The sequence below is a fragment of the Bacillus sp. AFS001701 genome, from assembly GCF_002559405.1.
GTDB lineage: Bacteria > Bacillota > Bacilli > Bacillales > Bacillaceae_G > Gottfriedia.
The window spans coordinates 1-11,195 of the sequence record NZ_NTZO01000035.1; the positions used below are offsets into that span (position 1 = coordinate 1).

The 11,195-nt window shown below is 32.9% G+C and carries 13 protein-coding genes and 1 riboswitch; of the genes, 8 read left to right on the forward strand and 5 right to left on the reverse strand.

Features of this window, described 5'->3' with window-relative positions; genetic code table 11:
• Positions 1 to 9 precede the first annotated feature (9 nt).
• The 5 genes from CN514_RS03630 (at position 10) to CN514_RS03650 (ending at position 4,455) form a co-directional block, all read left to right on the forward strand.
• A complete protein-coding gene (locus CN514_RS03630; RefSeq protein WP_098231435.1) occupies positions 10 to 1,197 on the forward strand; it encodes a pyridoxal phosphate-dependent aminotransferase in 1,188 nt (395 codons plus the stop codon).
• Between the two features lie 57 nt (positions 1,198 to 1,254).
• Positions 1,255 to 1,358, forward strand: a riboswitch (SAM riboswitch).
• 64 nt (positions 1,359 to 1,422) lie between these two features.
• A complete protein-coding gene (locus CN514_RS03635; RefSeq protein WP_098231426.1) occupies positions 1,423 to 2,643 on the forward strand; it encodes a 2,3-diketo-5-methylthiopentyl-1-phosphate enolase in 1,221 nt (406 codons plus the stop codon).
• A 6-nt stretch (positions 2,644 to 2,649) separates the two neighbouring features.
• Positions 2,650 to 3,303, forward strand: coding sequence for a 2-hydroxy-3-keto-5-methylthiopentenyl-1-phosphate phosphatase (locus tag CN514_RS03640; protein ID WP_098231427.1), 654 nt, complete (start codon positions 2,650 to 2,652; stop codon positions 3,301 to 3,303).
• Positions 3,300 to 3,926, forward strand: a complete 627-nt coding sequence (locus CN514_RS03645; RefSeq protein ID WP_098231428.1) for a methylthioribulose 1-phosphate dehydratase — start codon at positions 3,300 to 3,302, stop codon at positions 3,924 to 3,926. Before CN514_RS03640 ends, CN514_RS03645 begins: the two co-directional genes overlap by 4 nt.
• A 16-nt stretch (positions 3,927 to 3,942) precedes the next feature.
• Complete coding sequence (locus tag CN514_RS03650) at positions 3,943 to 4,455, forward strand: cupin domain-containing protein (RefSeq protein ID WP_098231429.1); 513 nt, start codon at positions 3,943 to 3,945, stop codon at positions 4,453 to 4,455.
• A gap of 48 nt (positions 4,456 to 4,503) precedes the next feature.
• Here the strand turns inward: CN514_RS03650 and CN514_RS03655 are convergent, their stop codons facing one another.
• Positions 4,504 to 5,202, reverse strand: coding sequence for a DUF421 domain-containing protein (locus tag CN514_RS03655; RefSeq protein WP_098231430.1), 699 nt, complete (start codon positions 5,200 to 5,202; stop codon positions 4,504 to 4,506).
• 200 nt (positions 5,203 to 5,402) lie between these two features.
• Here CN514_RS03655 and yjeM point away from each other — a divergent pair, with 200 nt between their 5' ends.
• Both yjeM and CN514_RS25500 read left to right on the forward strand, forming a co-directional pair.
• Positions 5,403 to 6,902 carry a glutamate/gamma-aminobutyrate family transporter YjeM gene (gene yjeM, locus CN514_RS03660; protein WP_286141557.1) on the forward strand — a complete coding sequence of 500 codons (1,500 nt, stop codon included), beginning with the start codon at positions 5,403 to 5,405 and terminating at the stop codon, positions 6,900 to 6,902.
• 79 nt (positions 6,903 to 6,981) lie between these two features.
• The gene (locus CN514_RS25500; protein ID WP_176525781.1) at positions 6,982 to 7,122 is read left to right on the forward strand and encodes a hypothetical protein; all 141 of its coding nucleotides are present in this window, start codon (positions 6,982 to 6,984) and stop codon (positions 7,120 to 7,122) included.
• A gap of 156 nt (positions 7,123 to 7,278) precedes the next feature.
• Here CN514_RS25500 and CN514_RS03665 read toward each other — a convergent pair whose 3' ends face one another.
• Positions 7,279 to 7,791, reverse strand: coding sequence for a hypothetical protein (locus CN514_RS03665; protein WP_098231431.1), 513 nt, complete (start codon positions 7,789 to 7,791; stop codon positions 7,279 to 7,281).
• A 121-nt stretch (positions 7,792 to 7,912) separates the two neighbouring features.
• The gene (locus tag CN514_RS03670) at positions 7,913 to 8,131 is read right to left on the reverse strand and encodes a hypothetical protein (RefSeq protein ID WP_098231432.1); all 219 of its coding nucleotides are present in this window, start codon (positions 8,129 to 8,131) and stop codon (positions 7,913 to 7,915) included.
• 299 nt (positions 8,132 to 8,430) lie between these two features.
• On the opposite strand from CN514_RS03670, the gene CN514_RS03675 reads away from it, so the two are divergent.
• Complete coding sequence (locus CN514_RS03675) at positions 8,431 to 9,204, forward strand: peptidoglycan recognition protein family protein (protein WP_286141558.1); 774 nt, start codon at positions 8,431 to 8,433, stop codon at positions 9,202 to 9,204.
• 39 nt (positions 9,205 to 9,243) lie between these two features.
• Here CN514_RS03675 and CN514_RS03680 read toward each other — a convergent pair whose 3' ends face one another.
• Positions 9,244 to 9,861, reverse strand: a complete 618-nt coding sequence (locus CN514_RS03680) for a TetR/AcrR family transcriptional regulator (RefSeq protein WP_098231433.1) — start codon at positions 9,859 to 9,861, stop codon at positions 9,244 to 9,246.
• Entirely contained in the window at positions 9,815 to 11,083 is a 1,269-nt protein-coding gene (locus CN514_RS03685; RefSeq protein WP_098231434.1) for an MFS transporter, read from the reverse strand. Before CN514_RS03685 ends, CN514_RS03680 begins: the two co-directional genes overlap by 47 nt.
• Between the last annotated feature and the right edge of the window lie 112 nt (positions 11,084 to 11,195).

Genomic DNA, 11,195 nt, shown 5'->3' on the forward strand with positions numbered 1-11,195 from the left:
TTTTTTGGAGTGATTAACTTGAATCATAGTAAACTATTAAACAATTTACCAAAACAATTTTTTGCTTCACTAGTCCAAAAAGTGAATCAGTCAATAAGTAATGGTCATGATGTCATTAATCTTGGTCAAGGAAATCCAGATCAACCTACACCCGACCATATTATAAAAGCATTACAAAAGTCTGTTGAAAACCCATTAACTCATCGTTATTCTCCGTTTAGAGGAATGAGCTCTTTAAAAAATGCTGTTGTAGAATTTTATAAACGAGAGTATGATGTTGATTTAGACCCAGAAGAAGAAGTAGCTATATTATTCGGTGGAAAAGCTGGATTAGTTGAGCTACCACTTTGTTTATGTGACGAAGGAGATACAATTTTAGTTCCAGACCCAGGCTATCCAGACTATTTATCTGGTATATCTCTTTCAAAAACAGTTTCATACATGCTTCCATTACTTGAAGAAAATCGATTTTTACCAGATTATAAATTAATTCCTCAGGATGTTTTGGATGCTAGTAAAATATTATTTATCAATTATCCAAATAATCCCACAGGTGCTATAGCAACAGAAGAATTTTTTAAAGAAACTGTTGAGTTAGCAAAAAATAATCAAATTACCGTTTGTCATGATTTCGCTTACGGTGCATTTGGTTTTGACGGCAAAAAACCTTTAAGTTATCTTCAAACACCAGGAGCAAAAGAATGCGGGATTGAAATTTATACCCTTTCTAAGACTTATAATATGGCTGGTTGGAGAATTGGTTTTGCAGTTGGAAATAAAGAGATTATTTCTGCAATTAATCTATTACAGGATCATCTTTATGTTAGCATCTTCCCTGCTGTTCAAGAAGCTGCCGCTGTTGCGCTAACTGAATCTCAAGAAAGTGTAAAACAACTATTAGCTCTTTATGAAGAGCGTAGAAATGTATTTATTAGCGGTTGTCAGGAAATTGGATGGGAAGTAACTGCACCAGCAGGTTCATTTTTTGCATGGTTAAAAATCCCATCTGGTTTTACATCACAGGAATTTGCTGATCTATTACTTGAAAAGGCTCATATTGCAGTCGCTCCAGGAAATGGATTTGGAGAATATGGTGAAGGCTATGTAAGAGTTGGACTACTATCAGATATTGATAGATTGAAAGAAGCAGTTGCTAGATTAAAAGAGATTGAAATATTTTCAAAATTTAATGTTTGACAATTGTGATTGATCATGAAATAATGCGATTAGATTAAGAATTCAAAATTAAATATTACTTTATTCAGAGTAGGTGGAGGGACCGAGCCCGATGAAACCCGGCAACCGGCTAGTTAACTAGTACGGTGCTAATTCTCGCAGCATTTGCTGACAGATAAGGTGTAGGTAAACCTCTCCTTAGTGGAGAGGTTTTTTGTTTGATTAAAACTTTTTGGAGGTTTTGAAATGAGTGGAGTAATAGCAACTTACCAAGTTTATGATAAAAATCATCATTTAGAAAAAAAGGCAGAGTCAATCGCGCTAGGGTTAACGGTTGGTTCATGGACGAATTTACCTCAAAATGATCAAATTCAATTACAAAAGCATAAAGGCAAAGTTCTTTCAGTTCGTGAAATAGAATGCGAAGAAAATATCGTTAACTTTTTAGGCTATAAACCGACAAAAGGGATTATTGAAATCTATTATCCTAGCTTAAATTTTTCTGCTGACCTACCAGCAATTTTAACAACCGTTTTCGGTAAGCTATCGCTTGATGGTGAAATTAAACTAATTGATTTAAATTTTACGGATGATATTTTAGCTCTTTTTCCAGGTCCAAAATTTGGTATTAAAGGTATTCGAGAGAAATTGGATGTATTTGATCGACCTTTATTAATGAGCATTTTCAAATCAATTATCGGCAGAGATATTCAATACATTTCAGAGGAATTAAAAAAGCAAGCTTTAGGCGGCGTTGATTTAATTAAAGATGACGAGATTCTTTTTGACACGATTACATCTATTACGGATCGCGTCACTCACGGAAAAAATATTTTGAACCAAGTTTATGAGAAAACAGGACACAAAACATTATACGCGGTGAATTTAACTGGCCGTACATATGAGTTAAAAGAAAAAGCATTACGTGCTGCTGAAGCTGGTGCTGATGTATTTTTATTAAATGTGTTCTCGTATGGAATTGATGTACTGCAAGGATTGGCAGAAGATCCATCAATTAATATTCCAATTATGGCTCATCCTGCTGTATCGGGTGCGTTTAGTTCCTCTCCAATTTATGGTATTGACGCAGGATTATTACTTGGTAAACTTTTAAGAATTGCTGGTGCAGATTTTAGTCTGTTCCCTTCACCATATGGATCGGTTGCATTACAAAAAGAGACAGCTTTAAAAATCGCTGAAAATTTAACAGTTTCAAATGGATTAAAAGAGACATTCCCAGTCCCTTCTGCTGGAATTCACCCAGGACTTGTGCCTCAATTAATTCAAGATTTTGGTATTGAGCAAGTCATCAACGCTGGCGGCGGTGTTCATGGTCATCCGGATGGACCAATCGGTGGAGGTAATGCATTTAGAGAAGCTATTTCAGCAACATTATCTGGAGTTGAGCTAAAAGACTATGCACTTCCAAATACATCACTACAAAAAGCATTACAACTTTGGGGGTAAACAACAATGGCAATAAAGATTTTTTGTGATTTTGATGGAACAATTACTGAGGGAGATAATATCGTTAATTTAATTAAACAATTTGCTCCACCTTCAGTAAGTGAATTAACAAGTGAAGTATTAAATGGCAATCTATCGATTAGAGAAGGCGTAGAGAAAATGTTTGCTACGATTCCTTCAACGAAAAAACAAGAAATGACCGATTTTGTAATCAATCGTACTGTCATTCGAGATGGGTTTAGTGATTTTATTCAATTTGTAAGCGTTCAACAATATGAGTTAAAAGTTGTAAGTGGCGGATTAGATTTTTTCGTTCATCCAATATTAGCTGATTACCTTCCACCTTCGGATATTTTATGTAATCGTACTGACTTTACAGGCCAAACTGTAAAAATTCATTGGGATCACTCCTGTGATGAAAACTGTACGAATGATTGTGGAATGTGCAAACCATCTGTTAAAAGAAAATTTAGTGAATCAAATGATTTTATCATTGTCATTGGTGATTCAATTACTGACTTACAAATTGCAAAAGAAGCCAATTTAATTTTTGCTCGAGATTTCTTAAAAGATAAATGTGCAGAACTAGCTTTACCTTTTATTCCTTTTGAAAATTTCTATGATATTCGAGCTTCATTAGAGAAGGAGGTGCTAGTATGAAGGACTTTTTCAAACAGTATGATGAAATCCGTGAAGTAAAAAAAGTACTTGCTGATCGAGATTGGTTTTTAGGAACTAGCGGAAACTTATCAATTAAAGTAAATGAAGAGCCTTTGAACTTTTTAGTTACAACTAGTGGTAAAGATAAAACTAAACATTCTTATGACGATTTTTTACTCGTTAATGAATTTGACCAATCTGTTTGGGATGAATCAAAAAAGCCATCAGCTGAAGCCATTTTACATCGTCTAATTTATCAACACACAAATGCAAAATGTGTTCTTCATGTACACACTTTAGCAAATAACTTTATAACAAAGGATTTTCCAAATCAAGATGAGTTATCTTTTTCTGGTATCGAAATAATTAAAGCATTAGGTCTATGGGAAGAAGATGCAGAAATTACAATTCCAATTATAAAAAATCATGCTCATATCCCTACTCTTGCAAATGAATTTCTTCCACATATTAAGAACGATCATGGTGCTGTATTAATTCATAATCATGGTATAACAGTATGGGCCGAATCAGCATTTGAAGCTAAAAAACATTTAGAAGCTTATGAGTTTCTATTCCAATACGCATTACAAGGTATACAAAAAAATACATTTATAAAGAACTAATTTGGAGGAATGAAGAATGGCAACAATTTGGGTAGAAAAAAAAGATTATCATATTACAAGTGATGTTGAAGTAAAAGCATATTTAGAAGAACAAGGTGTAATATACGAAAATTGGAATATCGAACAATTACATAGTTCGTTACAAGAAAAATTTATTTTATCAGATGATGAAAAAGCAGCGATTCTTGAAACTTTTAAAGCTGAAATCGACAGTATTTCATCAAGACGTGGCTATTTAGCGAGTGATATTATTACTCTTTCAGAAGCTACTCCAAATCTTGATGAATTACTTAAAAACTTCAATCGTGAGCATCATCATACGGATGACGAAGTTCGCTTGATTGTTAGCGGTCACGGTACGTTTATTATCGAAGGAAATGAAGGATTTTTCCATGTTAATTTGAATCCTGGAGATTTAATTTCTGTACCACCAAATGTACGCCACTACTTCACATTAGCAGAGGATCGTAAAGTAGTTGCTGTTCGATTGTTTGTTACGACTGAAGGCTGGGTGCCAATTTACGAATAATTTGATAAAAACTAAATTGACTCATATCCACTTTAGGATGTGAGTCAATTAATTTTCTTCTTCATTGAAATGATCATCTCTGTAGTCAATATATAGCGACCCATCGGTTTGCACTTCAACGAAAAACACATCTGAAATTGATTTTATGCCTACCCTATCAAGTTGAGCCATTAACCATTTTTTATCCAAGCTTAGGTCTGATAATGAATCTTCATTAACTTTCCCATCAGTTACCACAACTGTTGAAGTTGGAAATAACAAAGTTTTTTTCCATGTTTTATTTTTTTTCGTTTTAACATCTTTTGATTTCATAATAGATAAACTACCATCAATTTCAAATATAGCGTACTCTACATCTTTCAACGAATAAATATTCTCATTACGAAGCATTCCTTGAAATTGCTCAGTATTTAACCTAGCTTTTTTTAATGCATTTTCCATTATTTTTCCTTGTCTAATTAAAATAATTGGTTCACCAAGAATCACACGACGTACAGTTTTTGATTTTAAACTTAAATACCCCATGATAATCGTCAAAACTGCCCAGCCAATTAAGCCAATGATTCCATCCCAAATATCTAATGTTTTAGAGGTCGTAATTGAAGCTGCTATATTCCCTATTGTAATGGCTGTTATAAATGTAAAAACATCTAATTGACTAATCTCCTTCTTCCCCATTAATCTCGTTAAAATAAATAAAACAAAAAATGAGCATATGACTCTTAATACTACTTCATTAAAGCTCATTTATTTCATCCTTTCTCTTTCCAAAAACCATCTTAAGTATTTATTAATCAACTTAGCGTTTGAAAAATAGAACGAAACTATTCTTTATTATTTCAAAAAAATTAGGAAACCTGACCATTTGTTATGTTCTCATAAATTACCGATTATTGTAGAAAATATAACTATTCATTTTTAATCGACTAATTACCTGAGGTGAGATCTTGAATAAAAAACTTACACTTGTTGGCTTAATATTAATGGTATTTACAACTGTATATGGTTTTGGAAATATACCTACAGCTTTTTATTTAATGGGATATAGTGCAATTCCATGGTATTTACTTTCAGCTATTACGTTTTTTATTCCTTTTGCTTTTATGATGGCTGAGTTCGGAGCTGCATATAAGCATTCAGAAGGTGGAATTTATACATGGATGGCTGATTCAGTTGGACCTAGATTCGCTTTTATTGGAACCTTTATGTGGTTCTCTTCCTATGTAATATATATGGTTAGTGTCTCTTCAAAGGTTTGGATTCCCCTATCAACCTTTATTTTTGGTAGAGACAAAACGCAATCCCTTTCATTATTTGGACTTTCATCTACTCAATCAATTGGCTTATTAGCATTACTTTGGATGTTAGTTGTGACCTATTTTGCTTCAAAAGGGATTGAAAGTATTAGTAAGGTCACAACGATTGGTGGGGTTACAGTTTTCTCATTAAATATAGTATTGCTAATCACAAGTATCCTTATTTTTCTATTCAATGGAGGAAAATTTGCTCAACCAATTAAAAGCTTTTCATCAGCATTTGCTCACTCGCCTAATCCAAATTATCTATCTACCCTCGCAATATTGTCATTTGTTGTATTTGCAATCTTTGCATATGGCGGCTTAGAAGCAATCGGTTCATTAGTTGATCAAACGGAAAACGCTGAACGTAATTTTCCAAAAGGGATTACGATCTCAGCCATTATTATCTCAGTAGGATACTCGTTAGGCATTTTTTTAGTAGGTATTTTTATTAACTGGTCAAATGATTTAAGTGCTAGCACAACGAATTTAGGGAACATAACATATGTTTTAATGTACAATTTAGGATTAGAACTTGGAAAAGCTTTTAATTTATCAACACATACTGCCGACTTAATTGGTATTTGGTTTGCAAGAATTACTGGTTTATCAATGTTCCTTGCATATACCGGAGCATTTTTCACATTAATTTATGCACCATTAAAAACAATCATTAAAGGCACACCAAAATACTTATGGCCGACAAAATTTTCAGACACAAATGAAAAAGGTATGCCTGTCAATGCAATGTGGGTACAATTTGCAATTGTTTCAATCATTATTGTCCTTACTTCCTTTGGAGGTCAAGGAGCATCAGCATTTTTTAATAAAATAACTTTAATGACAAATGTTTCAATGACATTACCTTATATATTTTTAGGCATTGCGTATCCCATGTTTAAAAGGAATGAGCAAATCGATAAACCATTCCAAATTTTAAAATCAAATTCATCTGCTTTATTTGCAAGCATTCTTGTTATTTTAGTTGTTGGATTTGCAAACTTTTTTACAATCATTCAACCGGCTATTGAAGGTGATTACAACTCTACAATCTGGATGATTGCAGGTCCAATCTTCTTTTCAATATTAGCTTTACTCATTCTTAACCGTTCAAGAAAACATACCCAAAAAGAGAAGAAAATTGCTTAGTAACTTCCCACTTATTGTTAATAACAATTCTGAAAGTAAGTCGGAAATATAGCACATACTAAATTTGGAGGTGATATTCATGGGTCACAATCAAAATCCACATGTAAAAAAGAAGAACAAAAATCAAGGGCAACCTACACCAGCTGCAGTTAATTCAGAAGGTTATTTTGCTCCAAGTAAATCAAATACCGAAGCTCTTAATGAAGTTAAAAATTCATAAAGAAAACTCGCCGATTGGCAAGTCGTTAGGAGAAGGCAGTGGCGTAGCTGCACTTATATTTATACCCATTGTCGATTTTTCTTCTTCGGTTGCCAAATTGTATTTTCTTAAAGTGTAAAAAAAATGACCGTCATTTTTTTTGGCGGTCTCTTTTCATTATTTACTCATCGAATTCGCAGTTTTTATTAAATCTCGAATAGTGTATTGTTTACCAGTTTCTTCTGAAAAAAGAAGTGAAATTGAATGATAAAGCCCCTCTTTCTTCCATCGAATTGTTTTAGTATTATCATCATCAGCAACAATCAATACTTTTGTACCATCTTTTAATTTGGTTGTTTTTAATGGTTGTTGTTCATCTTGGAAGGAAACTTTTTTATTATGATAAGTGATGACAAACATTGTAACCTCTACTTCTTCATTTGAGTAATTAAACGAGGTTGCATTAATAGCTTCATTTTTTTGATTTTTTTGTACATCCATTGTGACATCCTTTGCTCTAAACGGGATCTTTTCTGGAACAACTAATTCTTTTTGTACATCTTTAGGTAATTGATCTACTACTTGTTTTATCGTTTTAGGATATTCTTTTTTTAATGATTCAACTGCACCGTTACCTTGCGAACAAGCAGTTAAGAAAAGAATTGAGAATAAAAGAATTATTTTTTTCAATCCACATGCCCCCTATTTTTCCAAATCTACCGTTTCACTTAATATCTCTAAATGTCATCATATTAGTCCTAAAATAAATAAAAAACTGCCTGTATATACAGGACAGTCTTAAAACCTATTCTTAAGGTTCAACTATTACGATTTTTCCTTTTTGCACATATAGCAATATTTCCGCGTTTTCCGTTTCATTTCGGTAAGTGTAGCATGTAAGATCATCAAAACCACCGTGCGAAACATCATGAACTGTATCAACTAATTTGTATTTATAACCTCTAAATTCTATTTTTCTTTCTATGGATGGCTGCTCCGTTAAAATTTGTTCCTTTGATCGAAAATTCATCTAATCACTCCTTTATTCACGATTAGTATAGCCATTTTCTTAGTCTTCAATTTTATGTACTAAATCGAATTCAATAATCTAACTGTCCAAGTCTCGTATAGAGATTTCGTTCCAAACTCCCATAGTCTATTTCGCTTTATTCAGTCTAGGAAACGATTATAGTACTATTTATCGTTCGAATGCCTGAAATGCTACCATTTTCAACATGATAAAAATTTAGTGCTCATAATCTAATATTAGTGATAATTGGAAATATTTTTACTGAAAATCCTTAAAAATTTATATAAGGAGGTTGTTTCATGCCAAGTTGGAAAAATAAATTCATCCCAATTAATCAATATACAAGGTCAGGGCAAAAATTAAATGGAGTTAAAAAAATTGTTATTCATTGGACTGCTAATCCTGGTGCTACAGCTAACGGACATTATAAATATTTTGGTGAGGTTTTACCCAAACAAAATGCGGAAGCAATTAGTCAAGGGCGAAAACCATCTTATGCTTCTGCACATATTTTTGTGGATCCTAAAGAGGCAATTTGTATTATCCCATTAAATGAGGTGACATTCCATGCAAATGAAAAATATACTTATGTGAATGGTGTACCCTTTCGAGGTGTAGAAGCATTAAAGCCAAATGCCAATTTATTATCGATATCTGTTGAAATGTGTATTGAAAAGGATAATCGTATTTCAAATACGACAATCAATCGAACAGTTATGGTTGTAAATGATTTATGTTCAATGTTTAATTTAACTGAAAAAGATATTGTCCGTCATTTCGATGTTACTAGAAAACCATGTCCATACCCATTTGTAAAATATAGCGAGATTTTTAATCATTTCAAAATAAATGTAGGGCATTTATTGAATCATTCATTAAAATACCCCGGTCATGTTATGAAAATAGGAGATTCAAATATTTATGTCATTACTATTCAACAGCTTTTAGGCATTACACCAGACGGTCATTTTGGTACTCAGACTGCAAATGCCGTAAAGCTATTTCAACAACAGATCGGTCTATCACCAGACGGGATTGTTGGAGAAAAGACTTGGAACATGTTAAATCAATAATATTATTCGGGATGTTAATTTTATAACAATCCCGAATTTTCATTCTACTTCGAGAGCAAATTTTAAAAATTGTACGAACAAAATCGATTGTTCTTCCATCATTATTTCTTCCGCTGAGAGTATTGCATAGTCGAGTGCAAGGCCATCAATAAATGAAACAATCATTCTTGCTAAGATTTCACTATCATACTTTTTACCAAATTCCTTGTTTTTTTGACCTTCTTTTATGACATCAGAAAAGATTTTAATTCCATAAAAATATCGTTCTTTCCCATACTTTTTTCTTCTTTCATCATTTCTACCAGTTATGAAAAACTCTAAAGTAATTGGTGCCATAGGATTCATTCGATCATTTGGCACCCTGCTTTCACCGAACATTCTTAATAAAAGTAATTCCCAATATGAATCAACATGTTGATTCAATAGTTTCCTTGTTTCCTCAGACACTTTCAGTAGTGACTCATATAAAAGTGATTCAAACAATTCTTCTTTATTAGCAAAATATTGATATAATCCACCTCTACTTACATTTGATGCGTCCATCACATGCTTCATAGTCGTTCTTTCATACCCATTTTCGATAAACACTTGTTTTGCTGCTTCTAAAATTTTAGTTCGACGTTGCTGTTGGTGCTCCTTGCTGACTTTCGGAGACATCTTTCTTCCCCCGCTCTACTCTATTTTTCGTTAAGAATCCTATTAGTGAGACAAATACTAAAAGTGATGCAGATAGAATAAATGTTGGAATGACACCAATTACAGTTGATAGCCATCCACCTAATAAAGGTCCAATAATTGTTGCTGTTGTGGTAACGCTTCCTATTACGCCAAATACTCTACCTGTTAACTCAACTGGGGTATCGACTTGAACAGATGCCTGGAATGGAACAAATACTAAGCCAGCTGCAAAACCTGCAAACAACCCTAATAATGGTGCCCAAACAATTGAAAAATCGAGATTATAATGTGTGAATAAAGCCATCATACCAAAACCAAATCCGATTCCACAAACTCCAATTAACATTAAATTATAGGCACCATAATTTGTTTTTTTCGCTAATATTAAACTAGAAAAAAACATTCCTACTCCAGAACCAGTTACTAAATAGCCAAATAAACTTGGTGACGCATGTTTAAGTTCCCTTACTAAAACTATAATTTGCGAATCTGATAACTGCAAGATTAAGAGACTAAAACCTAAAAATAACATACCGACTAAAATTTGAGTAGTAGATTTAATAAATGTAACACCTTCCATAAATTCAGTTTTATAGGAAGATTTAGCTTTATCTATCACTTTTTCTTCTTTAATCTGCTGGGCAACTTTTGGAAGCAAGAAAATTAAGATTGCAGAAATAATAAATGATACTGAATTAATATAAAATACTGGCGTTGTTCCAGCTGCAGAAACTAGAATTCCACTCAAAATCGGTCCGAAAATTTTTGTAGCTGAGTCAATCATTGCTGTAATTGACATCGCGCTTTTTATTTCTTCATTCGGAACTAGTTCCTTTAACTTTCCATTTTTGGCAGGATTAAAAACTGCAGAAAACAATCCAATCGTAAACAAACAAATATAGACCATCCACAACGTATTTGCTAATGCAAGTAAAACAAATAAACCAGCACGGACAATATCCGATAATACCATTAATTGCTTTCTACTAAAACGATCTGCTATCGTTCCCGCAACAGGTCCTAATAATGCCATCGGAAGAGCGAGACATAAAATAATAAATGAAACCTCAATTGGCGAAGCATTCCATTTTAACCCTACAAGCGTAATGATCGCGACAATACTTAACCAATCACCAATATTTGAAATCGCTTGAGCAACCATTAATGTTAAGAAACCTTTATTATTCCTTAAACCATTCATCTTGTTTAGCCTCCTTAAAACCGACACTCATGTCGTTTACATTTAATTATAACGACATTAATGTCGTTTTTCAATCGTTTTTTCTGAAAATTAACTATATTCTACGTTTAAC

Bases quoted from the DNA above. Each gene is read 5' to 3' on its own strand.
- CN514_RS03650 (WP_098231429.1), top strand. From the start codon at position 3,943: ATGGCAACAATTTGGGTAGAAAAAAAAGATTATCATATTACAAGTGAT.
- CN514_RS03655 (WP_098231430.1), bottom strand. From the start codon at position 5,202: ATGAGCTTTAATGAAGTAGTATTAAGAGTCATATGCTCATTTTTTGTT.
- CN514_RS03685 (WP_098231434.1), bottom strand. From the start codon at position 11,083: ATGAATGGTTTAAGGAATAATAAAGGTTTCTTAACATTAATGGTTGCT.
- CN514_RS03640 (WP_098231427.1), top strand. From the start codon at position 2,650: ATGGCAATAAAGATTTTTTGTGATTTTGATGGAACAATTACTGAGGGA.
- CN514_RS03680 (WP_098231433.1), bottom strand. From the start codon at position 9,861: ATGTCTCCGAAAGTCAGCAAGGAGCACCAACAGCAACGTCGAACTAAA.
- CN514_RS25500 (WP_176525781.1), top strand. From the start codon at position 6,982: ATGGGTCACAATCAAAATCCACATGTAAAAAAGAAGAACAAAAATCAA.
- CN514_RS03675 (WP_286141558.1), top strand. From the start codon at position 8,431: ATGCCAAGTTGGAAAAATAAATTCATCCCAATTAATCAATATACAAGG.
- CN514_RS03670 (WP_098231432.1), bottom strand. From the start codon at position 8,131: ATGAATTTTCGATCAAAGGAACAAATTTTAACGGAGCAGCCATCCATA.
- CN514_RS03635 (WP_098231426.1), top strand. From the start codon at position 1,423: ATGAGTGGAGTAATAGCAACTTACCAAGTTTATGATAAAAATCATCAT.
- CN514_RS03645 (WP_098231428.1), top strand. From the start codon at position 3,300: ATGAAGGACTTTTTCAAACAGTATGATGAAATCCGTGAAGTAAAAAAA.